This is a genomic window from Leucobacter sp. GX24907 (genome assembly GCF_053567335.1).
In genome coordinates this window covers 317494-343168 of record NZ_JBSGPD010000005.1, presented here as the reverse complement: position 1 = coordinate 343168, position 25675 = coordinate 317494, and the positions used below count along the sequence as shown (strand labels likewise).

The 25675-nt window shown below is 67.8% G+C and carries 17 protein-coding genes; 9 read left to right on the top strand and 8 right to left on the bottom strand.

The window, feature by feature from the left end; all coding sequences use genetic code 11:
* Positions 1-469 precede the first annotated feature (469 nt).
* The gene (locus tag ACUYV6_RS10040; protein ID WP_449278522.1) at positions 470-1807 is read left to right on the top strand and encodes an MFS transporter; all 1338 of its coding nucleotides are present in this window, start codon (positions 470-472) and stop codon (positions 1805-1807) included.
* Here ACUYV6_RS10040 and ACUYV6_RS10035 read toward each other — a convergent pair.
* The 5 genes from ACUYV6_RS10035 to ACUYV6_RS10015 form a co-directional block, all read right to left on the bottom strand.
* Complete coding sequence (locus tag ACUYV6_RS10035; RefSeq protein WP_449278521.1) at positions 1802-2968, bottom strand: diaminopropionate ammonia-lyase; 1167 nt, start codon at positions 2966-2968, stop codon at positions 1802-1804. The two genes, ACUYV6_RS10040 and ACUYV6_RS10035, sit on opposite strands and share 6 nt — an antisense overlap.
* Before the next feature lie 67 nt (positions 2969-3035).
* Positions 3036-3728 carry an endonuclease NucS gene (gene nucS, locus ACUYV6_RS10030; protein ID WP_449278520.1) on the bottom strand — a complete coding sequence of 231 codons (693 nt, stop codon included), beginning with the start codon at positions 3726-3728 and terminating at the stop codon, positions 3036-3038.
* Between the two features lie 230 nt (positions 3729-3958).
* Complete coding sequence (locus tag ACUYV6_RS10025) at positions 3959-5563, bottom strand: MFS transporter (RefSeq protein WP_449278519.1); 1605 nt, start codon at positions 5561-5563, stop codon at positions 3959-3961.
* The gene (locus tag ACUYV6_RS10020; protein WP_449278518.1) at positions 5560-7725 is read right to left on the bottom strand and encodes a thiamine pyrophosphate-dependent enzyme; all 2166 of its coding nucleotides are present in this window, start codon (positions 7723-7725) and stop codon (positions 5560-5562) included. The genes ACUYV6_RS10025 and ACUYV6_RS10020 overlap by 4 nt, the downstream gene beginning before the upstream one ends.
* A gap of 18 nt (positions 7726-7743) precedes the next feature.
* Positions 7744-9099 carry an MATE family efflux transporter gene (locus ACUYV6_RS10015; RefSeq protein ID WP_449278517.1) on the bottom strand — a complete coding sequence of 452 codons (1356 nt, stop codon included), beginning with the start codon at positions 9097-9099 and terminating at the stop codon, positions 7744-7746.
* A gap of 410 nt (positions 9100-9509) precedes the next feature.
* On the opposite strand from ACUYV6_RS10015, the gene ACUYV6_RS10010 reads away from it, so the two are divergent.
* Both ACUYV6_RS10010 and ACUYV6_RS10005 read left to right on the top strand, forming a co-directional pair.
* The gene (locus ACUYV6_RS10010) at positions 9510-10463 is read left to right on the top strand and encodes a VOC family protein (RefSeq protein ID WP_449278516.1); all 954 of its coding nucleotides are present in this window, start codon (positions 9510-9512) and stop codon (positions 10461-10463) included.
* Positions 10464-10522: 59 nt separating this feature from the next.
* Positions 10523-12550: a M13 family metallopeptidase gene (locus tag ACUYV6_RS10005; protein ID WP_449278515.1), complete on the top strand. Its 2028-nt coding sequence runs from the start codon at positions 10523-10525 to the stop codon at positions 12548-12550.
* Positions 12551-12630: 80 nt separating this feature from the next.
* Here the strand turns inward: ACUYV6_RS10005 and ACUYV6_RS10000 are convergent, their stop codons facing one another.
* A complete protein-coding gene (locus ACUYV6_RS10000) occupies positions 12631-13575 on the bottom strand; it encodes a tRNA uridine(34) hydroxylase (RefSeq protein WP_449278514.1) in 945 nt (314 codons plus the stop codon).
* 76 nt (positions 13576-13651) lie between these two features.
* Here ACUYV6_RS10000 and ACUYV6_RS09995 point away from each other — a divergent pair, with 76 nt between their 5' ends.
* The gene (locus tag ACUYV6_RS09995; RefSeq protein WP_449278513.1) at positions 13652-15832 is read left to right on the top strand and encodes a RecQ family ATP-dependent DNA helicase; all 2181 of its coding nucleotides are present in this window, start codon (positions 13652-13654) and stop codon (positions 15830-15832) included.
* 70 nt (positions 15833-15902) lie between these two features.
* Here ACUYV6_RS09995 and ACUYV6_RS09990 read toward each other — a convergent pair whose 3' ends face one another.
* Positions 15903-16760 carry a FadR/GntR family transcriptional regulator gene (locus tag ACUYV6_RS09990; protein WP_449278512.1) on the bottom strand — a complete coding sequence of 286 codons (858 nt, stop codon included), beginning with the start codon at positions 16758-16760 and terminating at the stop codon, positions 15903-15905.
* Positions 16761-16914: 154 nt separating this feature from the next.
* On the opposite strand from ACUYV6_RS09990, the gene ACUYV6_RS09985 reads away from it, so the two are divergent.
* The 5 genes from ACUYV6_RS09985 to ACUYV6_RS09965 all read left to right on the top strand — a co-directional run bounded on the left by ACUYV6_RS09985 (position 16915) and on the right by ACUYV6_RS09965 (position 24737).
* On the top strand, positions 16915-17472 hold the full coding sequence (locus ACUYV6_RS09985) for a YbhB/YbcL family Raf kinase inhibitor-like protein (RefSeq protein WP_449278511.1): 558 nt from the start codon (positions 16915-16917) through the stop codon (positions 17470-17472).
* A gap of 159 nt (positions 17473-17631) precedes the next feature.
* Positions 17632-18633: an ABC transporter substrate-binding protein gene (locus tag ACUYV6_RS09980; RefSeq protein ID WP_449278510.1), complete on the top strand. Its 1002-nt coding sequence runs from the start codon at positions 17632-17634 to the stop codon at positions 18631-18633.
* A gap of 153 nt (positions 18634-18786) precedes the next feature.
* Entirely contained in the window at positions 18787-19800 is a 1014-nt protein-coding gene (locus ACUYV6_RS09975) for an ABC transporter permease (RefSeq protein WP_449278509.1), read from the top strand.
* Between the two features lie 5 nt (positions 19801-19805).
* Positions 19806-20597 carry an ABC transporter ATP-binding protein gene (locus ACUYV6_RS09970; protein ID WP_449278508.1) on the top strand — a complete coding sequence of 264 codons (792 nt, stop codon included), beginning with the start codon at positions 19806-19808 and terminating at the stop codon, positions 20595-20597.
* 177 nt (positions 20598-20774) lie between these two features.
* Positions 20775-24737: an aldehyde dehydrogenase family protein gene (locus ACUYV6_RS09965; RefSeq protein WP_449278507.1), complete on the top strand. Its 3963-nt coding sequence runs from the start codon at positions 20775-20777 to the stop codon at positions 24735-24737.
* A 257-nt stretch (positions 24738-24994) separates the two neighbouring features.
* Here the strand turns inward: ACUYV6_RS09965 and ACUYV6_RS09960 are convergent, their stop codons facing one another.
* On the bottom strand, positions 24995-25651 hold the full coding sequence (locus ACUYV6_RS09960; RefSeq protein ID WP_449278506.1) for a GNAT family N-acetyltransferase: 657 nt from the start codon (positions 25649-25651) through the stop codon (positions 24995-24997).
* Positions 25652-25675: the final 24 nt, after the last annotated feature.

Here is a 25675-nt window from a genome sequence, read left to right as displayed (position 1 = left end):
CGTTTAAGTATTTGAGTGTGTTCTCGTTGACTGCGGTGTTGTACGGGTCGATCACGTTGGTGTTCCTGGGTCTGGTCAGGATTCTGGAGTGGCGTTTGAATTTGCATCTGAAACGTAACTAACCACTGGTAGGTCGCGTTCATCGCGTTCATCGCGTTCATCGCGGTGGTGGGCCCGGGTCGTTCATTCCTTGTGGGGTGGATAGTCCGGGCCTTCTCCATTGATATGAGCACTCGCGGTTTCTTGGCAGTCGAGCGGGTCGGTGATGTTTTTCCTGTTCTAGCGGGGTCGGTGGTGTGGGGGTGGTGGGGGTTCTTGTGTTTGGGGGGTTGTTGTGTTCGGGGGTTTCGGGTGTCAGAGAGTGTGTTGATGATCGTGGTGTGAGCCACATCTGCGACAGCTGAGCAGGTCGAACCACACGGTAAGTTGGTTCGGTAGGTCAGTTCGTCGAGGGAAGGCGGTTCTCCGGGTGCAGCGTCCTCGAGAGGTGAAGCCCTTCCTGCCGTGGCTCGTGTGGGGCGTCGCCGTTCTCGCATACGCGGTCGCCGTCTTCAACCGCGGCTCCCTGGCCGCTCTCGGCCCCACCGCGCAGCAGCACTTCGGTATCGACGCGACGACGCTGTCGATGTTCGCGCTGATTCAGCTCGCGGTGTACGCAGGAGCGCAGATCCCCGTCGGAACGCTGCTCGACCGGTTCGGCGCGAGCCGATTGATCGTGAGCGGATCGGTGCTCATGGTCGGCGGGCAGATCGTCATGGCCACGGTGGCCGATGTGCGTTTCGCGATCCTCGCCCGAATTCTCGTCGGAGCCGGTGACGCGTGCGTCTTCATCAGTGTGATGCGCTTGCTGCCCGAGTGGTTCCCGGTACGCAGACTGCCAACGATGAGTCAGCTCGTCGGGCTGATCGGCCAGGCCGGTCAGTTGGTTTCGGTCGCGCCGCTGGCATTCGTCGTCGGCACCTTCGGCTGGGTGAACGGCTTCATCGGTGTCTGCGCGGTGACCCTGCTTGCGGGCATTCTCACGTTCATCGTGGTGCGAGATGCCCCGGGAGCGCGCACCTTCCTCGAGTCTCTCTTCGCCGGTCGGCGCAACGGTCATGGCAGTCAAGGCTCGGACGCGGGGCAACGCTCCGGGGAACCTGCGACGCCGGCGGATCCTGCACCCGCGTTCCGAGCGCAGCTCGTACAATTGCTCCGTATGCCCGGAGTGCGGCTCGCCTACTGGGTGCACTTCACGTCGCAGTTCGCACCCAACGCCTTCATTCTGCTGTGGGGAACCCCGTTCCTCACCGGCGGCATCGGGCTCAGTACCCCGCAGGCAAGCGCGATGCTCAGCCTCGTCGTCGTCTCGTCGATGACCTCCGGGCTCATGGCGGGGCCGTTCATCTCGCGCTTCAGCGACCGGCGCATTGAGATATTCGTGGGCGTCGTGCTGCTCATCGCTCTGCTCTGGGTCGCTGTCATGCTGTGGCCCGGAATTCCACCTACGTGGCTCGTTATTGCGCTGATGATCGCGATCCCGCTGGGGTACCCAGCCTCGATGATCGCCTTCGAAGTTTCCCGAGAATACACGCCGTTGCGCGCGGCGGGCCTCGGGACAGGGATCGCAAATACCGGTGGTTCCACCGCTGCGCTCATCGTGATCTTGGGCATCGGGGTTATTCTCGATGCGCAGGGGGCGGGATCACCCGAGACCTACTCGCTGGACGCCTTCCGTTGGGCATTCGCCGTACAGATCCCGGTCTGGGCGCTCGGCATCGGGATGGCGCTGCTAGAGCGGCGCCGGGCGCGTGACACCGCGTCATGACCTCGCATATTCCGGCGGGAGCGGGTTGGCCTGCCGGCCCTCGGTCGAGAGCAGCAGGACTGTCGAATCGTTTGTGAGGCCGAGGTCTGCGCGGTGACCGTCGAGGAGTGCCCGGCGCAGACCCGCCAGAGTCGCCGCCCCGCACGGACCCGAGTCGACGCCGAAGTCTTCGAGGTCGTGCACGGCCTGGGCCGCCTCGGCATCGGTAACGGTCACCGCCGCATCGAGTCCGGCATGCAGAATCGGCCAGGCAAGCCCGGAGGGCGTGCCGCAGTTCAGGCCGTTCATGATGGTGCGCCCGGAACCCGCGGTCACCGCGCGGCCCGCGCGCAGCGACGCGATGACTGCCGGGGCGGCGACGGGTTCCACGCTCAGCACGCTCGGGCGGTGGGCGCGGCCCGTCGCGTCGTGTGCCGAGCGGTAGTGACGGACGGCGGATTGGCCGATGGATCCCACGCCCAGGGGCACCACGACAAGGTCGAAGTGATCCTCACCGAATTCGGTGAGTTGCCGGTCGGCCTCCTCGAACAGGGTCGAGTAGCCGTCCACGATCCACTGCGGCACTTCTTCGTAACCCGGCCACGAAGTGTCTTGGATCTGCAGCCCGACCGGGTCCGCCTCCGCGCCGGAGGCGGCGGAGGTGACGACATCGTCGTAGTCGAGGTCGAGCTCTGAGATCTCGGCGCCCTCGTCGGCGATCGCCTGTTGCGCCGCAGCCGTCACCCCGGCAGGGACGTAAATGCGTGCGGGAAGGCCCAGCAGCCGCGCCATGTGTGCGACAGCGCGGCCATGGTTCCCGTCGGTCGCCGCATACAACCTGACCGGGGCGGAACCGTCTGCAACTGAGGCGCGGGCCTCATCGAGCGCGCTGCGCACGTGCTCGAGCCGCGGGGCCTGGTCTGCGATCCCGAGCCGTTCGGCGACCGCGCGAGCGACCGCGTACGCCGCCCCGAGAATCTTGAAGGCGGGCAACCCGAGTCGCGACGATTCCTCTTTCACCAGTACGCGACCGACTTCGAGTTCTTCGGCCAGTTCGGGGACGTCGACGAGCCGCGTCGGCGCATAGCCGGGCAGGGATTCGTGGAAGGCGGCGAGCGATCCGAGCTTCGAGGTCGTCCACTCGCGGGCCTCCGGGCGGGAGTACCAGTCGTGCTTCGTCATACCGTCAGTCTGATGCACCGGGCCGCTTCTGAGAAGGGCCGCTTGGACGATTGCAGAACGGTGAGTTCTAGAACAGCGTGTTCGCGTCTTCCATGCCGCGCATCGCGTCGTAGTCGAGCACGAGGCAGCGGATGCCCCGATCCTCGGCGAGCGTACGTGCCTGCGGCTTGATCTCCTGGGCTGCGAACACTCCCTGCACTGGGGCGAGCAGCGGGTCACGGTTCATGAGTTCGAGGTAGCGGGTGAGCTGCTCGACGCCGTCGACGCCGCCACGACGCTTGATCTCGATCGCGACCGACGACCCCGAGGAGTCGCGCGCGAGGATGTCGACCGGCCCGATCGCCGTCATGTATTCCCGGCGCACGAGTGAGTAGCCCTCGCCGGCGAGCTCGATCTGCTCCGCGAGGAGCTCCTGCAGGTGGGCCTCGACGCCGTCCTTGATGAGGCCTGGGTCGATGCCGAGGTCGTGGGAGGTGTCATGTACGACGTCATACAGCGACACGACGAGCCGGTCTGCGGTCTTGGAGTGCGTGACCTCCCAGACCTCCGTGATGCCGGCGGCCTGCTGCTCGTCGTCGGGGTCGACCTCGCGCAGCGAGCAGGGCGGGCTCATCCAGTTGAGCGGCTTGTACGACCCGCCGTCGGAGTGCACGAGGATGCTGCCGTCGTTCTTCAGCATGAGCACGCGCGTCGCGCGCGGCAGATGGGCTGAGAGTCGGCCAGCGTAGTCAACTGAGCAGTCTGCAACAACGATTCGCACCGGAACAGTCTACTCGGAGCGCACGTGCTGCGTCCCCTGGCCTGGCGGACGCGGGGCACTCGACGACATTTCCGGCCCGACCCGGACTTTGGATGACTTTGGTGCAGTATTCCGCGGAATAGAGCAGCAAAGTCATCCAAAGTTGGTCGTGGTCGGTCGGACGCGAGCTGACAGGCGCGGGTATGCTGTCGCGGTCGGGCACGGGCAAGCGGTCGTGAGCAGGCCGGGCTTCAGTGCCCTCGCCGGCTCCGCTTCGGCCTCCAGGGTTCGCGTGCGGCGGGCGCGAGCACGGCGTTGAGCGCCGCGAAGAAGATCAGTGCCCAGAAGGCGGTGAGCAGGCCGAGGCGCTCGCCCAGGAATCCGATGAGGATCGGCCCCACCATCATCGCCCCGTAGCCGAGCGCCGAGACGGCGGCCACGTCGCGGGCGGCGGTCTCAGGGCGGTCGGCGGCGGCAGAGATCGCGATGGGCCATGCGAGTGCCGTGCCCAGCCCCCAGGCGATCGACCCGAGCACCATGCCGGCCCACGAGGGCACGAGGATCACCGAGATCACGCCGAGCGAGCAGACGACCGCGCTTCCCTGAACGACAGCGACTCGTCCGACGCGGTCGATGAGCGCGGACCCGAGCACCCTGGCGAGCAGCACCGAAGCGAAGAAGACGCCGAGCAGGGTCGCGCCGGCTTCGTTGGAGATGCCGCGCTCGTCGACGAGGGCGAGCGGAAGCCAGTCGGCGGCGGTGCCGTCGATGAACGTCACGGACAGGGCGATGAGGGCGATGAGCACGACGCGCGGGTCGCGCCAGGCGCTGCCGTGCTTCGTGGGCGGGGCGGATCCGCCATCACTGCCATCGGCTCCATCAGCCGAGGCATCCGCGTGCTCGAAGTGCTCCGGGGTGATGATCGGGATCGTGCCCGTCATCGTCGAGAACGCCGGCTGCTGGCCGGCGGCGGAGTCGATGATCGGGATCGAACCCGTCAGGGTGAGCGGTTCGGCGTCGAAGGATCCGGAATCATCTGCGTCGTCATCGACCGCATCTTCCGCAGCCGAATCGTCACCAGCCGAATCGCTACCAGCGGCATCGACTTCCGCGGAACTGTTGCCAGCTGAACCTCCACCGGCAGAGCCGTCGACTACTGGGCCCTCGCTTGCGGAACTGTCGAGATTCGATAGCTCTGCAGTATCGGTGGCAGTTTCTGCGGCAGCATCAGCCTCACCGGCCGCGATGGCCCGCGCCTGATCCGCACTCTGCTGCGGGTGGTGGGGCATGAAGCGCAGCACGGCGAAGGTCGCGACCGCGATGATGAGGAACGACCCGAGAAAGTGCAGTTGGAGCGGAATCTTGAACGTTTCGGCAAGCGCGCCGATGCCCATGGCGCTGACGGTTCCGAGGCTGAATCCCGCGTGAAAGAGCGGCATGCGGGCCTTGCCGATGGCCCGCTCGGCACCGGCGCCGTTGACGTTCACGGCCACCTCGGAGACGGCGAACGACAGGCCGTAGAGGAAGAGCGCGGCGATACCCGCGTAGATCGGTGCGGTCAAGATCAGGGCGACCGCCCCCGGCAGCGCCACGAACTGCACGGCGACGCCGGCCGCGATCGACCGCCGTGGGCCGATGCGCCCCACCAGCCGCCCCGACAGGAGCAGACCGGCCAACGTACCGACCGCGAGCGTGAGTACGAGGTAGCTCATCTCCTGGGTGGTGGCGCCCAGCTCGTCGCGCACCGCGGGCAGGCGGCTCAACCACGTGCCGAAGCCGAAGCCGATCATCGTGAAGACGATGAGGGTCGCGGTGGCCCAGTGCCGAACGGCCTTTCGATCGAACCGAGTTGTCATGCGACGCTCGCGACGACCGTGCGAACGATGTCAGCGGGCGAGACCAGTACTGCGGAAGAGGCCGGACCCAGCGGGATGAAGCTGTCTTCGCTCGACACGCGGGCGATGCGTCCCTCATACCCGTGCTCGACGAGCGCCGAGACGATCCCCTCGCCGACGCCGCCGCTTCGGCGAGTCTCATCGACCACAACCACGGTCGAGAACCGTCTGGCCTGTTCGAGCATGGCCTCGACGGGCAGGGGGGCGATCCAGCGCAGATCGAGCACCGTCGCGTTGATGCCGTGCTCACCCAGCTCGGCCACGGCCTGAAGCGACATGTAGACGCCGTTGCCGTACGTCACGATGAGGGCGGAGTCACCGGAGCCGTGGATGCCGATCTCATCGAATTCGAGCGTTTCGGGCTCTTCGCCCGGGGGCTGGAACGGCGCGGTCCACAGGCCGTCGCCCGGGGCCAGGAGGTCCTTCGTGTGGTAACGGGCGATCGGCTCGAGCATCACGCAGACGCGGCGCTCGCGTTTCGCGAGCGCGAACATCGACCGCAGCATGCGCGGGGCGATTCCCGGGTGCGCGGGGATGCCGATGACGAGTCCCGGAATGTCGCGGAGCACCGCGATGGAGTTGTCGTTGTGGAAGTGCCCGCCGAAGCCCTTCTGGTACGCGAGACCGGCGATGCGCACCACCATGCCGTTGGCGTACTGCCCGTTCGAGAAGAACGGCAGAGAGGCCGCTTCACCGCGCAGCTGGTCTTCGGCGTTGTGCAGGTAGGCGAGGTATTGGATCTCGGGGATCGGCACGAAGCCGGCAAGCGCAGTGCCGAGAGCGGTGCCGAAGACGGTTTGCTCGTCGAGCACGGTATCGAAGACGCGGCGGGCACCGTAGCGCTTCTGCAGCCCGCGGGTCACACCGTAGACCCCGCCCTTGCGCGCGACGTCTTCGCCGAACACGAGCGCTTCGGGGTGATCAGCCATGAGCTCGGTCAGGGCGCGGTTGATGCTGTCGGCGAGAGTGAGCGGGGTGGCCGCCTTCGAGTCCCGCCCATCTGCCTCGGGGTCCGCGGTGCGCTCGATCGACGGCACGTTCTTCGGGAACGCGATCGGTGCGACGACCTCTTCGGCGGTGGCGAGCGCGTCGCCGTGCCGCAGCTGCGCGATCGCGTCGGCCACGTCTTCGCCCATCGCCTCGTACCGCGCGAGCGCCTCCTGCCCGGTCAGCGCACCGCGTGCGACAAGGGAGCGGGCGGTGGCGACGAGCGGATCCCGCTCGTAGTCGGCGAGAATGTCGCGTCGTTCGCGGTATGCGATCTCGGCGTCGGATCCGGCGTGGCCCATGAGGCGAACGGTGCGCAGATGGAGCACTCCTGGTCGTCGCGTCGCACGGACCCGATCGATCGCGGTCTCCACGGTCTCGAGCAGCTGCTCCGGACGATCGCCGTCGGCCTGCCAGTAGTCGACGCCGGGCAGAGCGGAGAGCGGAGCCGCAGGCCAGCCCCCGGGCGACCGAGTGCTGATGCCGATGCGGTTGTCTTCGCACACGAACAGCACCGGGCAGGCGATGCCGCAGTGGGCCAGGTAGGCGGCTGAGTTCAGTGCCCCGAGCGCAGTCGAGTGGTTCGCGGAGGCGTCGCCGAAGCTGCACAGGGCGATGGACCCGTCTTCCCACTCGTTCGGCACATCGAGCCGCCGTGCCGCATCGATCGCGTAGGCGAGGCCGACGGCACGGGGCAGATGGGAGGCGATCGTCGAGGTCTGCGGAATGATGCGCAACCCCGCGCTGCCGAAGACCTTGTGCCGCCCACCCGAGATGGGGTCATCGGCCGAGCAGGTGAGGCTGCGCAGGGTGTCGAGGATCGCATCCCTGTGGTGGGCTCGTAGTGCGCGGGCCGCGAAAAAGCCGCCCGAACGGTAGTGCAGCAGTGCAGGATCGGTCACCTGCGACAGAAGTCCGATTGCCGCATTGCTTTCGTGGCCTGACGAGCCGATCGTGTAGAAGCCGCGTTGCTCCTTCTGGAGCGCACGCGCAGCGAGGTCGAGATGCCGGCTTTGGCACTGCGCCGCGAACAGGTCGGACAGGGCGCCCTCGAGCCCGCGCTCAGGTGGGGTATCCGCTTCCTCGGGGCGCAACGAGGGGAGGATTCTGCGGACGTATTCGTCGATCGTCTCCATAGTTGCGGTCAGACTATCTCAGCCGCCGAGCACGATCCAGCGTTCACGCGCAGTACGCACCCCGAGTGTCGTCGCGCGGGCCGCCATGTACACGAGGGAGAAGCCCGCGGTGAGCGCGACGAGTGCCGCCGAGCGCTCGGTGAATGCGTGGACGATCAGCCACAGCACGGGTAGGTATACGGCAAGATTCACGAGCCCGCTCCAGGCGAGATACCGGGCGTCGCCCGCGCCCATCAGCACTCCATCGAGCACGAACACGTAGCCGCTGAGCGGCATGGAGACGCCGAGCACGACGAGGGCGAGCGGCAGGATCGAGAGCACGGTCGTATCGCTCGTGAAGACACGCCCGATGACCGGACTGCCGGCGACGAGCAGCACGCCGGCGAGGGTACCGAACACGATGCCCCAACGAATACTGCGACGCACGATGAGACGCACGCGATCCTCGTCATGCGCCCCGAGTGCTTGGCCGATGAGCGCCTGCGCCGCGATCGCAAGCGCATCGAGCGCGAAGGCCGCCGTCGAGAAGATCGTGAAGATCACCTGGTAGCCGGCGGTTGCGGCGGTACCGTGGCTCGCCGCCGTCGCGACTGTGGCGAGCAGTGCGACGCGCAGACCGAGTGTTCTGATGAACAGCCAGCCGCCGCTGCGTCCGGTGCGCATGACGCCGTCGCGGTGCGGCAGAAATCGGGCGCCTGCGCGCCGCGCGTGGCGGGAGATCACGACGATATAGGTGAGCACCATGCCCCACTGCGCGATGACGGTGCCGGTTGCGGCGCCGGCGATCCCGAATTCCAAACCGTAGATGAGCAGCCAGTTCAGCAGTGCGTTCGAGGCGAAGCCGATCGATGCGACGGCGAGTGGCGTGCGCGTATCTTGGAGCCCGCGCAGCAGACCGCTCGCCGCGAAGACGAGCAGCATCGCGGGGAGCCCGGCGCACGAGATCGCGAGGTAGGTGCGTGCCTGCTCGGTTGCCGCGGCCTCTGCGCCGAAGGCCGTGACGAGCGGGGTGCTCGCCGCCCACAGGCCGACGGACAGCACGACCCCGAGACCGAGCGCGAGCCACAAACCGTCGATGCCTGCCTGCACGGCTCCCCGCAGATCCTGAGCACCGAGACGCCGTGCGACGAGCGGGGTCGTCGCGAAGGCCAGAAACACCATGAGTCCCACGGTGGTCTGCAGGATCGCAGACGCGATCGCGAGCCCCGCCAGCGGGGAGGCCCCGAGGTGCCCGATCATCGCGGAGTCGACGATGAGGAACAGCGGTTCGGCGACGAGCGCGCCGAGTGCGGGAACCGCGAGCGCCGCAATGCTGCGGTCGACGGTGCGCTTCACGGCGGGCTCGCCGGAGTCGTCAGTACCGCGCTGGGGCATGCCACTTACGGTAGTCGAGGCCTCGCACAGTCGCGGGTGCTGGGGATCTCAATTCGCGCTTCCTCCTGCGCCTGCTCTTGCTTCTGCGTCTGCTCTTGCTCTTGCTCTTGCTCTTGCTTCCCCCCGCCACCGAGCAGCACGTAGATATGGGATCAGCACCTAAATATGCCGAAATCGCGCTCTGGGGCATATCTATGTGCTGATCCCATATCTACGTGCTGATGGATGCATTCGCTAAGCCCGTTGGATTCCATATCTAGGCGCTGACGCATCCATTACCTACGCGCCGACCCACTCGCCGGGGTCGTCGGGCCCAAATCGATGTGAGGATCCCGTATCGTCAAGAAGGAGGTGCGCCCGGAATGGGCGCCTGCCGAAGAACAGACGAGCGTGTGAGCGAAGGGGCGGCGATGGCGGCGAACGAGACGGCACGGAGTGACACGGCGGCAAATCGTACGGCGGCAAACGGCACCGCAGCAACCGGTGCAGCACGGCACGGGCTCGGGCAGGATCCCACCGAGACCACGGCGGACGGCGAAGTCGTCGAGCCGGGCGCCTCGAGACGCCACGCGGAACTGCATCACCTCGAGTTCGACCACCTGCTGTGGGTCGTCCCCGACCTCGCCTGGGGAGTCGAGGAGTTCGCCGACCGCACGGGCGTGCAACCGCGCATCGGCGGCAGCCATCCCTGGACGGGCACTCGCAACGCGCTCGTGCACCTCGGTGGAGTCACCTACGTCGAGATCGTGGCTCCCGATCTCGAGCAGCATCTGCACGGCGCTGGCCTCGAGGGCACCATCGGCGGTGCTCTGCTCGATGTCGAGCCGGGAGTCTGGACCTTTGCGCACAGCCACCGTGATCTCGATGGGCTCGTGCGCACCGCGGGTGAGGCCGGCTATTCGACGGCCGGTCCGCGTCGGTGGAACCGTCGGGGGCGCGATGGCAGCTTCATGGAGTGGAGTGTCGCCTTCGCCGGGGAGAGCGAGTTCGGTGCCGCGGCACCGTTCTACGTCGGTTGGGAGGAGCTGATCCACCCCACTGCCAAGATGCGGAAGCCCGCACTCGATCTGCGCTCGATCACGGTGACGGCTGAGGATCCTGCGGCACTGCGGGCCTTCTATGACACGGTTGGGATCGGCACGGTCGGGATCGGCGCGGCCGAGGTCGACACGGCCGGGGTCGACACGGTTGAGATCGACGGGGCCGGGATCGGCGCCAGCGCCGAATTGGTGATCGAGCAGGGCGCACCGAGCGTGAGCGTCGATGTCGACAGCCCGAACGGCCTCGTCACTCTGCCGGCCCTGGACCTTTCGCGGCACCCGCTGTTGCGATCCACCCCGGAGTTCATGTTCCGCGATGCGTAAGCGGAGACAGAGCGTGCCTACTGCGTCGGCATGGAGCGCGTGCTAGTAGGGTGTTCGGCATGACCGACGCAGCCCCGACTTCAGGCATTGATACGGCAGAGCTCGATCCGGAGGTGCGTCCGCAGGACGACCTCTTCGAGCACGTCAACGGCCGCTGGATCGCACGAACCGAGATCCCTGCCGATAAGGCGCGCTACGGCTCGTTCGCGGTGCTCGCGGAGAACGCCGAGGAGGCCGTGCGCGACATCATCGTCGGCACGGAGGCGCCTGAGCCCGGCCTCATCGAGGGCGGCGCCGAGGCGGAGGCCGAGAAGGTGGCGGCGCTGTACGCGAGCTTCATGGATGTCGAGCGTGCTGACGCGCTCGGCGCGGCCCCGATCGCGCGTGATATCGAGCGGGCGCTCGCCGTCGAGAACGGTGACGAGTTGATCGCGCTCATCGCCGAGTTGGAACGCGGCGGCCTGGGCGGCTTCACAGGCATGGGCGTCGACAACGATCCGGGCGACCCGACCCGCTACATCGTCTTCGTGATGCAGGGCGGCATCGGTCTGCCCGATGAGTCGTACTACCGCGAAGAGCAGTTCGCCGAGCTGCGTGAGAAGTATCGCGCCCATATCGAGCGGATGCTGACGCTCGTCGGCGTGGGTGAGGATGGCCTCGGAGAGGGCAGCGCAGATCCTGCCCGACTCGCGCAGCTGAGCTACGATCTCGAGCGCCGTATCGCTGAGGTCCACTGGGATCGTGTCGCTTGCCGCGACATTCAGAAGATCTACAACCTGCGCACCTTCGCGCAGCTGCAGGAACTCACCCCCGGCTTCGACTGGAGCGACTACCTCACTCGGGTCGGGGCGCCCGAGCAGGCCTTCGCCGAGGTGGTCGTGGGTCAGCCCGACGCTATCGCCGCGATCACCGGTCTGCTCAGCGCCGCAGGTGACGACGCCGAGCAGCTCGAGGCCTGGAAGGCTTGGCTGGTCTGGCAGATCGTGCGAGGATCGGCGGCCCTCCTCTCGCAAGACATCGCCCGCGCGAACTTCGACTTCTACGGCACCGAGCTGACCGGCGCGACCGAGCAGCGCGACCGGTGGCGCCGCGGCGTCTCGTTCGTCGAGGGCGCCATGGGCGAGGCCGTCGGTCGCCTCTACGTGGAGCGTCACTTCGATGAGACCGCGAAGGCGGCCATGGACGAGCTCGTGGAGCACCTCATCGAGGCCTACCGTGACTCGATCCAGCAGCTCGATTGGATGAGCCCCGAGACGAAGCAGCGTGCGCTCGACAAGCTGGGTCGGTTCACCCCGAAGATCGGCTATCCGGTGAAGTGGCGCGACTATTCGGCGCTCGCCGTCGACGCCGGCGACCTCGTGGGTAACGCGCGCCGTGTCTCGGAGTTCGAGTTCGCCCGTGAGATCGGCAAGGTCGGCGGACCGATCGATCGTGACGAGTGGTTCATGACGCCGCAAACCGTCAACGCCTACTACAACCCCGGGTTCAACGAGATCGTGTTCCCTGCGGCGATCCTGCAGCCTCCGTTCTTCGACAAGCACGCGGATCAGGCCGCGAACTTCGGCGCGATCGGGGCCGTGATCGGGCATGAGATCGGGCATGGCTTCGATGACCAGGGCTCGCGCTACGACGGTGACGGTCGTCTGACCGACTGGTGGACGGACGAGGATCGCGCCGCGTTCGAGCAGCGCACCGGTGCGCTCATCGACCAGTACAACGCCCTGTCGCCGCGGGGGGCCGATGGGCAGACCGTGAACGGCGAACTCACGATCGGCGAGAACATCGGTGACCTTGCGGGCCTCGAGATCGCGTGGAAGGCCTATCAGCGCGCACTCGACGGATCCGAAGCACCCGTCATCGACGGGCTGACGGGGGCCGAGCGCTTCTTCCTGTCGTGGGCGCAGGCCTGGCAGCAGACGTCGCGCCCCGCAGAGGTCGTCAGGCTGCTCACGATCGATCCGCACTCGCCCAACGAGTTCCGCTGCAACCAGATCGTGCGGAACCTTGCCCCGTTCCACGAGACCTACGGTACGGCGCCCGGTGACGGCCTGTGGCTTGATCCGGCGGAGCGCGTCAGCATCTGGTAGCTGCCGGCGTCGCGTGGGTTCGGCGCCGCGTAGGTGCGAGGGAACTGACGGTGCGGGATCCGGAGCAGATCGTGCCGCGCTCAGTCGGTGAGCGCTTCCGCGTGCCGGGGGCAGTGCGCGTCGCGGTGGGCATCGCAGGCGACGAACCGATCACGGCATTCGGGTAGCGCGCAGTTCGCGAGTCCGGAGGCGGGTACTCCGCATGCCGCGCAGCGGCCGATCTTCGCGGCACCGGGTGCGAAGTCCATGGACTCGCGGTCGTCGAACACGGCGAGTGATCCTTCCCAGAAACCGTCGTTGCCGTACGCCTCGCCGTAGCGGACGATTCCGCCGTCGATCTGGTAGACCTCGGAGAAGCCACGGTTTCGCATGGCGGCGGAGAGGATCTCGCAGCGGATACCACCCGTGCAGTAGGTGATGACCGGTCGATCTTTGATGTCGTCGAAGACGCCGGATTCGATCTGCTCGATGAAGCCGTGCGTGGTGCGCACGTCGGGAACGATTGCGCCGGAGAATCGGCCGATCTCAGCTTCCCAGGCGTTGCGTCCGTCGAAGAAGACGACCTCCTCGCCGCGTTCGTCGACGAGCGCGTTGACCGCCTCAGGGCTCAGGTGGACGCCGCCGCCGACCACGCCGTGCTCGTCGACCCGGGTCTCCTCGGGGATCCCGAACGCGACCAGCTCGTCGCGCACCTTCACGCTGAGCTTCGGGAAATCGGCGATGCGCTTCCAGGGGGCTGCGCGATCCACACCCTTCAGCAACTCGGGTCTGGAAGCGAGGAAGCCCGTGCCGTCGCTCCACTTCACCTCGAGGTTCGAGAACGGGCCGTACCCACGAGTGCGGCGAATGTAGCGTTTGCAGGCGTCGATCTCGCCGCCGACCGTGCCGTTGATGCCATGCTTTGACACGATGATGCGCCCCGTGAGGCCCAGTGACTCGCACAGTTCGCGCTGCCACAGACGTACGGCCTCGGGGTCGGCGACGGGTGCGAAGACGTAGTACAGGAGGATCTTGGGCTGGCTCACCCCTCCAGGGTAGTCGGGTGCGCACCGGACTTACGGGGTTGCGGCGTTGTCGGTGGCCTCTGGCAGGATCGTGGCCATGAGCACCGAACAGCATCCGGCACCAGGCGCAGCGGGCACGGCCGAGTCGGCTCTTGAATTGCTGCGGCGGTTGACCGGGCGGCCTGAAGCGGTGTTTCACGACGGCCAGTTCGAGGCGATTCGCGCGCTCGTCGACGAACGGCGACGCGCGCTCGTCGTGCAGCGCACGGGGTGGGGCAAGTCGGCGGTCTATTTTGTGGCGACGGCGCTGCTGCGTCGGCGAGGCGCCGGCCCTACGCTGCTCGTGTCACCTCTGCTGGCGCTGATGCGTGACCAGGTCGCCGCGGCCGAACGGGCCGGGGTGCGCGCCGCCGCGATCAACTCGGCGACCGCAGATGAGTGGGAGGGCATCGCCGAGCGTCTGGCCGCGGATGAGATCGATGTGCTCCTCGTCTCACCCGAGCGGTTGAACAACCCGCGCTTCCGCGAGCAGCAGCTGCCGCAGCTCATTGAGCGGCTGGGCCTTCTCGTCATTGACGAAGCGCACTGCATCTCCGACTGGGGGCATGATTTCCGCCCCGACTACCGGCGCATCGCGGCGTTGGTCGCAGAGCTCGACGACGAGCATCGGCCGGATGGCCGGGGACGGGCCGAGTCCCCCCGGGCTATCCCGGTGCTCGCGACCACCGCGACTGCGAATGTGCGCGTGGTCGCCGACGTCGAGGAGCAGCTCGGCAGTGATGTGCTGACGCTGCGCGGTTCGCTCGCGCGCGACTCGTTGCGGCTCGGCTGCTTGACGCTGCCGTCAGCGGAGGATCGACTGGCCTGGCTCGTCGCACACCTGGGCGAGATGCCGGGCAGCGGCATCATCTACGCGCTCACGGTGTCAGCCGCCGAAGACACGGCGGCGCTGTTGCGCGAAACCGGTTATGAGGTGGCTGCATACACCGGGCGGACCGATCCGGAGGAGCGCGAGCGGCTGGAAGCCGGCCTCAAAGCGAACGAGGTCAAGGCGCTCGTCGCGACGAGCGCACTCGGCATGGGGTTCGATAAGCCGGATCTCGGGTTCGTCGTACACCTGGGAGCACCGTCGTCGCCGGTCGCCTACTACCAGCAGGTCGGTCGTGCGGGCCGTGCCACGGATCGGGCGGATGTCCTGCTCCTCCCCGGTCGTGAGGATGCTGCGATCTGGCACTACTTCGCGACTGCGTCGATGCCGGATCCGGAGCGGGTTTCGCGCGTGCTCGCGGCACTCGGTGACGACCCGCTCTCGACCCCGGCGCTCGAAGCCCGCGTCGACATCCGGCGCACGCAGCTCGAGCTCCTGCTCAAAGTGCTGGACGTCGACGGAGCGGTACGTCGAGTCAGTGGCGGCTGGGTCGCGACCGGGCATCCCTGGGAATACGATGCGGAACGCTATGCGCGCATCGCGGAAGCGCGCCAGGCCGAGCAGCGGGCGATGCTCGCGTACGAGCGGGGCGAGACCTGCCGCATGGAGGCATTGCAGCGGGAGCTCGACGATCCGAGCGCCGGGCCCTGCGGACGCTGCGACGTGTGCGCGGGAGCGTGGTATCCGAGTGAGGTGCCCGAATCTGCGATCGGCAGCGCCGCCGGGCGATTGCAACGCACCGGTGTGCCGATCGAGCCGCGCGGCATGTGGCCGACCGGGGCCGATCGGCGCGGAGTCCCGGTGCGGGGTCGCATCGCTGTGGAGGAGCGCCCGGAGACGGGACGTGCAATCGCGAGGCTTACCGATCTCGGGTGGGGCGGCCCGCTCCGCGAGGTATTCGCTGCGGGTGCAGAGGATCGACAGATCGATGACCGGCTGCTGGACGGGGTCGTCACGACGCTGCGCGACTGGTCGTGGGAGCAGCGCCCGGTCGGGGTGGTCGCAATGCCTTCGGTGACCCGTCCGGCCCTCGTCTCCAGCACCGCATCGGCGATCGCGCGGCTGGGCCGCCTGCCGCTGTTGGGGGCGCTCGATGCAGACCCGTCCATTCCGGTCGTCGGGCCGGGCGGCAACAGTGCGTTTCGGCTCGCGTCGGTCTGGAACCGGTTCTCCGTCGGAGCCGAGCTGGGGGAGGCCATCCGTGGCAGCACGCAGCAGTACCCCGGCGGTCCGCTCCTGCTCGTCGATGATCTCGTCGATAGCCGCTGGAGCATCACGGTTGCGGCACGTGAGCTTCGCCGCGCGGGGGCTCCCGCGGTGCTGCCCTTCGCACTCGCGTCTGTCGGGTAGGCCGGGTCCCGATCCCCGGGCCCGGTCACGCGGTTCAACCCCGTGACACGGATCAACCCCGTGACACGGATCAGCCCCGGGCGGCGGCCTCCGCGGCTCCGTCTCGGAGCGCCTCGGCGTCCCCCTGAAGTTCGTCGGTCTCGTCCCGTAGCTCGTCGACCCGATCGTCCTGAGCCTCGCGCGCCTGATCGATGCGCAACTGCTGCTCGGGAGTGCGGGTGAGCGGGGGCACGACTTCGTGCTGATCGTTCACGATGACGACGTCGTGATCGACATGATCGACCATGGAGTGCACTGCATCGATGAAGTCCTGCCGCTTGATGGCTTCGAGCACGCGGGCGTGATCCCGTTCCATCTCGGCGCCTGTGGCAACGTTCGCGAGTCGGCCACGGTGCGCGGGCGTGCGCAGCTGATCGTTGATGCCCGAGTAGAGCGATGCGAGGAGGCGGTTCTTCGCCGCATCGAAGACGAGACGGTGGAACTTGCTGTCGAACGTCGAGTCGGCATCGGATCCGAAGCCGAGCACCGGACAGCGTGAACAGCCGACTTCCTCGGCTGCGGCCTTCTCGAGTGCGGCAATGTCTTCGTCGGTACGGTGAATCGCGGCCTGCTGGGCGGCCTCGATCTCAAGGGCGCGACGGTAGCTGAGGATCTCTTCGAGCGTGAAGTCGACGAGGAACTCATTGAGCAGTGCGCTTGTCGGGCTGGCCGACCGCACAAACGTTCCGCGGCCGGGCAAGGTCTCAAGCATGCCCATGGACGCGAGAGACCGCACGGCCTCACGAATCGTGGAGCGACCGACGCCGGTCTGCTCGGCAAGCTCAGGCTCGATCGGAATACGCTCTCCCACCGGCCATTCGCCAGTGGTGATCTTGCGGCGGAGGTAGGCGAGGGTCGCCCGCGCCCGCTCAGAACCCATCGTCGCCATTGCTCACTTCACTTCGTTCGAGTGTTGATCCACTCCGACCGAGTATAGCCGCCCGGTTTCTCGGGTCGATGTGAGAGACGAGGTGCTGGGACACCGGTCGGCGCGCAGAGATAGTGTGGGGGAACCGCCAGTAGAGCAGACGAAGGAGTCGATGATGACCTACCCGAGCCCGAGCCACGGCCAGATCAACCCCTACGCGGGCATGCGCGAGGTGCCCGGGTTCGTTCTGACGAGCAGCGACATCCAAGACGGCGAACCGCTGCCGGTGGAAACGTACGCAGCGGACGCCGGCGGGTCGAACAGCTCCCCGCAGCTCGCCTGGTCTGATTTCCCAGCCGAAACACGCAGTTTTGTGGTCACCTGCTACGACCCCGATGCCCCGACGGGTTCGGGCTTCTGGCACTGGGCGGTGGCGAATATTCCCGCCCAGGTCACCTCGCTGCCGGCCGGTGCCGGAGACACCGCCGCGGGGCTGCTCCCCGAAGGCGCGATCACGCTGCCGAACGAGACGCGCGAAGCGGCGTTCGCGGGTGCCGCGCCTCCCGAGGGCACGGGCACGCACCATTACTGGTTCGTGGTGCACGCGCTCGACGTCGAACATATCGATATCGACCCGGAGGCGACGCCCGCGGTGCTCGGCTTCATGATGCGCGACGCGGTGCTGGCACGGGCCCTCATCGTGGCAACCGGAGCCTTCGGCCAGGCCGCGTGATCCTCGTCCAGTAATCGCTCGGGGCGCCCGCATGCGCGGCCGTCCGCGGAGCAGCGGGTTTCGGTTACGATTTACAGGTAGCGGTGCGATCAGGTACCGCGTATTTCTGCTGCTCGGCGAGGCGCTGCATCTCCGAGCACCCGTTCGAAGGACGCCCCTATGCGACAGACCTCGTTCCGCCGCCGCGCACTCGCCGCGGCGGGTCTCACCGCCGTTGCCGCGCTTACGCTGAGCGCATGCTCCTCCGGAAACGGTGGGGACAGCGAAGGCGGCGATGCGGCTGAGAGCTACAAGATCGGTATCAGCCAGTTCGCACCCCACCCGGCACTCGACGCCGCTACCGAGGGCTTCAAGGCCGCGTTCGAAGACGCCGGCGTCGAGGTCGAGTACGACGAGCAGAACGCTCAGGGCGAGCAGGCCACGGCCACGACAATCGCTCAGGGCTTCGCCGACGCCGATCTCGATCTCGCCCTCGCCGTGGCCACGCCGTCGGCTCAGGCGCTCGCACAGTCGATCGCTGACACCCCGATCCTCTTCACCGCCGTCACCGACGCGGTTGAGGCCGAGCTGGTCGCTTCGAACGAGGAGCCCGGCGGCAATGTCACGGGTACCAGCGACATGGCGCCCATCGCCGAGCAGTTCGAGATGATCCAGGAGATCGTTCCCGACGTGAAGTCCGTGGGTATCGTCTACGCCTCGGGCGAGAAGAACTCCGAGGTGCAGGTCGAGCAGGCCCAGGGCGTCGCCGACGACCTCGGCATCGAGCTCGAGCTCCAGACCGTCACGACCGCGAACGACATCCCGCAGGCCACCGAGGCGCTGGGCGACGTCGACGCGATCTACGTGCCGACCGACAACATGGTCGTGACCGGCATCGCGGCGCTCGTGCAGGTCGCGGAAGAGAAGCAGATTCCCGTGTTCGCCGCTGAGTCGGGCACCGTCGAGGGCGGCGCGATTGCGACGCTCGGCATCGACTACGAGGAGCTCGGCCGTCAGACCGGCGAGATGGCGCTCAAGGTTCTGCAGGAGGACGCGGATCCGGCGACCATGCCTGTCGAGGTCGCGAACGAGTTCGCCTACGTCATCAACACCGGTGCTGCCGAGCGCATGGGCGTCGAGGTGCCCGAGTCGCTGCTCGAAGGCGCCGAGATCATCGAGTAGTACGGACCTCCGCACGACTCCGCGGCCGCGCAGCGCGTCACGAACTGCGCGGCCGCGCACCACCCCCGCGCAGCACCTCGGGCGACGCCCGCATCGAGGGAACGCCGGGACGATCCCGACGCACCGTCGGAACGAAGGAAGTAGGACCCCCGCATGATCGGCGCTCTCGAACTGGGCCTCATCTACGGCGTGATGGCGCTCGGGGTGTACCTCACCTTCCGCGTCCTCAACTTCCCCGACCTCACCGTCGACGGCAGTTTCACCACGGGCGCGGCCACCGCTGCCGCGCTCATCACGCTCGGCAACAACCCGGTGGTCGCGACCCTCGCGGGGGCTGCGGCCGGCCTGGTCGCCGGGGCCATCACCGGCCTGCTCCATACCAAGGGCAAGATCGACGGGCTGCTGGCCGGGATCCTCACCATGATCGCCCTGTGGTCGATCAACCTGCGCATCATGGGAACTGCGGTCGAGGGATCCTCCGGTACCTCGAACCTGCCCCTTCTGCGCGCAGAGACCGTGTTCACCCCGCTCGCAGAGGCGGGCATCTCCAAGACGTGGTTGAGCACGATCATCATCTTCGCCGGCGTCATGGTGGTGAAGCTCGCGGTCGATTGGTTCCTGTCGACTCACCTCGGGCTCGCCATCCAGGCCACCGGTGATAACGGTCCGATGATCCGCAGCTTCGGCGTGAGCACCGATGCGACGAAGATCCTCACCCTGTCGCTCTCGAACGGTCTCGTCGCCGCCTGCGGCGCACTCGTCGCGCAGTACCAGGGCTTCGCAGACATCAGCATGGGCATCGGCCTCATCCTCGTCGGCCTCGCGTCCGTGATCCTGGGTCAAGCCGTGATGGGGCAGCGATTCATCTGGATCGCGAGCTTCGCCGCAGTGTTCGGCGCGGTGCTGTACCGCATGATCATCTTCTTCGCGCTGCAGGTCGGCCTCGACCCGAACGACATGAAGCTCATCACCGCCCTGCTCGTCGTGCTGGCCCTGCTGCTGCCGCGCTGGGGCTTCCTGAAGAAGATTCCTTCCTGGAAGACCCGGGGCGGCAGAGTGCCCCAGAACCCTGAGGATCGCGATCCGTCGCTCTACGACGACGCATCGCCCGATCCCGACCTGGCGGCGGCGAGCGATGAAGCCGCCGCCACTGAGAGTGCGAGGTAGTCGCCATGCTCGTCATCAACAGCATCTCCAAGACCTTCTTCCCGGGAACCGTGAACGAGCGGCGTGCGCTCGCCGGTCTCGACCTGCGACTCGGCGAAGGCGACTTCGTCACGGTGATCGGTTCGAATGGTGCCGGCAAATCGACGCTGCTGAACGCGATCTCGGGCCGCTACAGCGTCGATTCGGGCGACATCGAGATCGACGGCAACCGCGTCAATCGGCTCGGTGAGCATCAGCGGGCGAAGTACATCGGCCGCGTCTTCCAAGACCCCATGGCCGGCACGGCGCCCGATCTCACCATCGAGCAGAACCTCTCGCTCGCCGAACGGCGCGGCAAGAGCCGTGGGCTCGGCCCCGCGCTCTCCCGTTCTCGTCGAGACCACTACCGTGATGAGCTCGCAAAGCTCGAGCTCGGCCTCGAGGATCGGCTGACCGCGAAGGTCGGCCTGCTCTCGGGAGGCCAGCGCCAGGCCCTCTCGCTGCTGATGTCGGGCTTCACGCAGCCCCGCATCCTGCTGCTCGATGAGCACACGGCGGCCCTCGACCCGCAGCGGGCGGCGCTCGTCACGACTCTCACCGAGCGCATCGTTTCGGAGGGCGGCCTCACGACGCTCATGGTGACGCACAACATGGAGCAGGCGCTCCAGCTGGGCAATCGCCTCATCATGATGCACGAGGGTCGCATCGTCTTCGAGGCCGACGCCGAGCGGAAGCGACAGCTCACCGTGGCCGGGCTGCTCGACGAGTTCACGAAGATCAAGGGCGCGCAGCTGACGGATCGCGCGCTGCTCGGGTAAGGGTTGGCCGCTGGGCTGAGGATCGGCCGTTGGGCTGACGATCGGCCCCCGCTGCTCGACTCGAAGCCGGCTGTCGGGCCGCCGAGTTGAGCGCCGACTGCTGGGCATTCCCTGAGGTCGGGATCCCGCGCCGCGCGCCGCACCGAGGAGTGCCGCACCGCCCAATACAGTGGGCACATGGTGGAAGGTCGCGGCGCGGAGCGAGGCGGAGCAGCCGAGCGGGCTGCGGCCATCGTGGCCGAGTGGGCGACCGAGCTGCACCGTCGCACACCGAAAGGCGGGCACGGCGCCGACCTCATGATCGGCGCGCACGGCGACACCGACAGCGTGGAGTTTCTGCATCGCCTGCTCGACCTGGTCTTCGAGACCGACGACGCGGTGGTGGCCGCAGACGGGCTGCGTGACCTGTCGAGGGAGCTGCCGGAGAGTCTTGCCTTGCGCGACCGCGCCGTCGCACGCACCGCGGGGGCCGTGTCACTCGGCCTGCCCTGGGCCGTCATGCCACTGGCACGCCGCTGGTTGCGCGAACGCGTCTCGCACCTGCTCCTGGCGACCCGGGTGCCGAACGGTACGGGCCTTGGCGCGGCGGTGCGAAGGTTCAGATCGCGCGGGATCGCCCCGCAGATCGAGGTGCGCGGTGAAACACCCCATGGTCCGCAGGGTGCCCGGCGCGAGCTCGATCGCCTCGTCGCACTCGCGGCTCGGGCGCACGTCGACCGACTCATCGTCGATCCGGCGCGTCTCGTGCCGGTCAGTCCGATGCCTGGCGGCGACGGGTGGAGCGCACACGAAGACACCGAACAGCTTGTCGAGGCCCTCCGTACCTTGCTCGAAGCCTGTCTCGCACACGACACCGCACTCTCGCTCGAGCCGCGTGATTATCGCTTCGCGCTGCTCGCTCCCGAGGCGCTGCTGCGTGCGCTCGGTGATGCCCGCTTCGATTCGGTGCGGGCGGGGCTGCTGCTTCCCACCGAGATGCCGGAGTCAACCGAGGCACTCGATCGTCTCCGGCGCTGGGCTCGCATGCGTGCGCGTGATGGCGGTGCTCCGCTCGAGGCCGTGATCGGCCCTGCGCACATGCTGGGTCGAGAACGAATCGCCTCCCTGCTCTCGGGGCTCCCGGTACCGGTGCTCGACTCCCGCGCTGCTGTCGATGCGCACGCATTGCGACTGATGCGCGAGGCGCTGCGCTCGGGGTCGGCGCTGCGTCCGGTCTTGGCGAGCGATGATCCTCTGCTCATCGCAGCCGTGCTCGATGATGCTCGTGCCGCGGGGGTGAGCGAGATGCCAGTGGTGCGATTGCGCGCCGGAGTGGCCCCCGCCTTTGCGGGCATGCTGGCAGCCTGGTCTGGCGACGCGGCCCGGTCTGGCGGCGCGGCGCGGGCTGGTGCGGGCGAGGAACCGAGCGCACCCGGAAGCACCGATGCCGGTGAAGGCGCGGACACGGAATCGCCGGTGGCGCCCGTGCCGAGCGAGGTCCGGGTGCATCTGCCGATCACGCCTCCTGACGAGTTCTCCGGGGCACTGAGCACCGTGGTCGAGCTTGCCGCCGAGGTCGCCGACCCAGCGTCGTCACTCGCCCGGCTCGATGCCGTGCTCGCGGCGGAGAGTGCAAGCACAGAAATAAGCGCTGAGACAAGCGCAGAAACAAGCGCCGGCGAAGGCGAGAGCGAGCGTGAGAGCGAGATCTCGGCATTGCGTGAGGCGATCCTGCTCAGTGATGAGCCAGCACCGCCGTCGCATCGCACCCAGCTCCGCTCGCAGGAATGGAACCCGAGTGAGCGCGACAGCGGACTCTTCTATCGATCTCCCGACGATCCTGCCCCGTTCGACACCGGCGGACTCACCGCGGCCGTGCTCGGCCTGGTGCGAGGCGAGACGGGCGAGGTGCGTCTGGAAGAGCTCGAACCCCAACGCAGCATCCCCGTCGTGTCGCAGTCGGGATTCGCCAACGAACCGGGCACCGATGCGCTGCTCCCCGAGAACCGCGAGTGGGCGAGCGCGCTGCTGCGACGAGCCGCCGCGCATCGTGCAGGGGTGACTGGTTCAGGGGCGACTGCGGCAGATGAGGGAACAGGCGAGACAGCTGCAGCGTACGAAACAGACGCGGCAGAGCCAGCGAGCGCAGCACACCCAGACGACCCTGCCGACGCCGCTTCCGCCCTCGAGAGTGCTCATCGAGCCCAGAAGGCCTGGTCCGCTCAGTTGCACAGCACCCGGGCGACTCGTCTGCGTCGTGCATCGCTCGGCGCCGCAGCCGCCCGCGACCGACTCACCGAGTCGCTCGCCGCAGACACCGGCCGTCCGATCGCCGAGATCGATGCTGAGATCGGCGACATCATCGACGCCGGGCGCTACGCCGCACAGCTCGTCGATGGGCTCGCAGCCGTGCGCGGAGCGGAGTTCGTGCCGGGCGGAACCGCCCTGATCGTCGCCGATGCGGTCGCCCCGGTGAGCCAGCAGGCGGGGCGCGTACTGACCGCGCTCGCTGCAGGGAGCACCGTGATCTGGGCGGTGCCCGATTCCGTGCGTCACACGGCAGGTGTGCTGCTCGAAGAGTGGGAGGGCGCCGGGCTCACCCGGGGCGTCGTGACGCTGGTGCCGCGTGCACTGGCGGGGACGCTCGCCCGTGACGTTGATCGTGCGCTCGTGGTGGGATTGCGCTCTTCCGGCCGTGAGCTGGCACGCGTGCGCCCGGATCTGCGCGTCGAGGGCTGGTTCGTGAGCTGCGGTGCGATCGTGGTCACGCCTTCCGCTGACGAGGATGACGCTGTGCGCGACATCATCGCGTCGGCGTTCCGAGGGGCGGGGGCGGATCCCCAGGCCGCGCATGCGGTCATCCTGGTCGGAGGAACCGGCCGATCGCGTTCCTTCCAAACAAAGCTCGCCGATGCCGTGCGTGCGCTGCGTGTCGGCGATACCGCGGTTGCGCATGAACCGGGAGCGCAGAACGCGGCGGACGGGGTCGGGGACGAGTACGGGGGCGAGGCCGAACAATCGACCGGTCCGTTGAGCTTTGACGTCGGGCCGCTCGCCACACATCCGCATGCAGACGGGCTGCGTGCACTGACCGAGCTGGGTCGCGGCGAAGAGTGGCTCGTCGCGCCACGGCAACTCGATGATACCGGGCGTCTGTGGGCTCCGGGGGTGCGTCTGGGCGTCGCTCCCGATGCGCCGTTCTGGGAGCAGTCCCACGGCCTTCCCGTGCTCGGCATCGCCCGCGCCCGCACGTTCACGGAGGCCCTCGCGCTGCAGCGTCGGGTCGGTGGCGGGTCGGTAGCGGGCCTCCAGTCGCTCAATTCGCACGAGATACTCGCGTGGTTGGATGAGGCGAATGCCGCGAGCCTCGTCGTGAACTCGGCCACCTGCAGGCCCCGCGTCGAGCGCCGCCCGGCGGGCGGCTGGGGGCGCGAGGGCGTCGGATTGTCGGCGCTCTCCGGCGGCCCGAATCAGTTGGTGGCACTCGGGTCGTGGCGTGTGCGTGAGGGCACGCGCAGCACGACGCTGCATCTGCGCGGGCTCGAACCCGAAGTGCGTCTGCTCATCGAGGCGGCCCAGGAATCGCTCGATTACGAGCAGTTCGACGCCGTGCGTCGCGCCGCGCTCGCCGATGCACTGACGTGGAGGACAACGCTCGGCGTCGTCGAAGACACGATCGGCCTCGGCGTTGAGCGCAACGCATTGCGGCACCGCCCGGTGCCCACGGCGCTCAGGCTTTCAGAGACCGCGCCCGTCGCGCAGCTGCTGCGGGTCATCGCAGCAGCCCTGCTGGTGCGTGCGCCGTTCACCGTCTCCACGGGCAAGGTGCTTCCCGACGCTGTCGCGAACCTGCTCGCGAAACAGGGCATCGAGGTGTCGCTCGAGCGCGACTCGGACTGGGTGGAACGGCTCGCGCTTCCCGCGACTGCCGGCGGCATCCCCGAAGAGCGTGTGCGGCTCATCGGCGGCGATCGTGTGCGCGTGGCCGAGTGGATGGGTGGTCAGGATCGCGCGCTCTGGGCCGAACCGGTCACCATGGCCGGCCCGGTCGAGTTGCTCAGCTTGCTGCGGGAGCAGTCGATCACGGTGCGTGCGCACCGTCACGGGGTGGCCTCGCCCGTGCTCGAAGTCGACGAGTGGCTGGATTCGCTCGGGCACTAGGCCCCAGTGCCTTCCCTGCCACTGCCACTGCCACTGCCCCTGTCGTTCGTCCCGCGCTTCCTTCCTTCCTTTCCTTACTTTTCTTTCTTTCCTGCCTGCCTGCCTGCCTGCTCCCCCTCCATCCCCGTTCGTGTCTGCGAGGGTCGAAAAACTCACGGAAACGTCGAATCTTACGTAAGTTTTTATACCCTCGACAGCTCGACAGCTCGACAGCTCGACAGCTCGGCAGCTCGGCGGGTCGGTGGAGATGCGGCTCGCTACGTGGGCAGCCCCGTGGGTCGCCGCATCGGAGTGTGCGGGATCCCGTCCTCGAGGAACTCTGGCCCGCACGGCGCGAAGCCGAAGCGGCCGTACCAGCCGGTGAGATGCGACTGTGCGTGGAGTTCGATGCGGGTCTCGGCGTCGGCGGAGGCATCGCATTCGGCGACGGCGGCACTCAGGAGCACCGCCGCCAGGCCGTGCCCGCGGTGCTCGGGGGCGGTCACGACGCGGCCGATCACGCGGGGTTCCGGATCGCCGTCGCTCGACGAGGGTCCGCCGTCGGCCGGATACCCGTGGTCGCTGCTCTGCTGTGCTGCGTCCGACGCGCCTTCAGCGCCTGACGGGCTCGCAGCGGAGCCGTGGTCGCGTCTGCCTTTCAACAGGCGCAGGGTTGCTGCAATGACCGGCAGCTGTTCCCTCGGCCCCTGCCCACCCGATCCAGCTGCGACATCCGGATCGGCTTCGATCCAGAAATGCACCGTCTCCGCTTCGACATCGCGGCCGTCGAGTTCGAGGTAGGCGCACTCCTGTTCGACGATGAAGACGCGCTCGCGCAGGCGGGCGAGGTCGTGGAAGGTCCGGGCGTCGAGTTCGGCGAAGCGAGCGCGGCGCAGGCGGTAGCCGGCGGGAAGGTCGGCTGGGGAGGAGGTCATGGATCGATCCTCCCACGGAGCTCG

Coding starts and splice junctions, on each gene's coding strand:
- ACUYV6_RS10035 (WP_449278521.1), bottom strand. CDS start 2,968: ATGACGAAGCACGACTGGTACTCCCGCCCGGAGGCCCGCGAGTGGACG.
- ACUYV6_RS10025 (WP_449278519.1), bottom strand. CDS start 5,563: ATGACAACTCGGTTCGATCGAAAGGCCGTTCGGCACTGGGCCACCGCG.
- ACUYV6_RS10020 (WP_449278518.1), bottom strand. CDS start 7,725: ATGGAGACGATCGACGAATACGTCCGCAGAATCCTCCCCTCGTTGCGC.
- ACUYV6_RS10015 (WP_449278517.1), bottom strand. CDS start 9,099: ATGCCCCAGCGCGGTACTGACGACTCCGGCGAGCCCGCCGTGAAGCGC.
- ACUYV6_RS10010 (WP_449278516.1), top strand. CDS start 9,510: ATGGCGGCGAACGAGACGGCACGGAGTGACACGGCGGCAAATCGTACG.
- ACUYV6_RS10005 (WP_449278515.1), top strand. CDS start 10,523: ATGACCGACGCAGCCCCGACTTCAGGCATTGATACGGCAGAGCTCGAT.
- ACUYV6_RS09995 (WP_449278513.1), top strand. CDS start 13,652: ATGAGCACCGAACAGCATCCGGCACCAGGCGCAGCGGGCACGGCCGAG.
- ACUYV6_RS09990 (WP_449278512.1), bottom strand. CDS start 16,760: ATGGCGACGATGGGTTCTGAGCGGGCGCGGGCGACCCTCGCCTACCTC.
- ACUYV6_RS09985 (WP_449278511.1), top strand. CDS start 16,915: ATGACCTACCCGAGCCCGAGCCACGGCCAGATCAACCCCTACGCGGGC.
- ACUYV6_RS09980 (WP_449278510.1), top strand. CDS start 17,632: ATGCGACAGACCTCGTTCCGCCGCCGCGCACTCGCCGCGGCGGGTCTC.
- ACUYV6_RS09975 (WP_449278509.1), top strand. CDS start 18,787: ATGATCGGCGCTCTCGAACTGGGCCTCATCTACGGCGTGATGGCGCTC.
- ACUYV6_RS09970 (WP_449278508.1), top strand. CDS start 19,806: ATGCTCGTCATCAACAGCATCTCCAAGACCTTCTTCCCGGGAACCGTG.
- ACUYV6_RS09965 (WP_449278507.1), top strand. CDS start 20,775: ATGGTGGAAGGTCGCGGCGCGGAGCGAGGCGGAGCAGCCGAGCGGGCT.
- ACUYV6_RS09960 (WP_449278506.1), bottom strand. CDS start 25,651: ATGACCTCCTCCCCAGCCGACCTTCCCGCCGGCTACCGCCTGCGCCGC.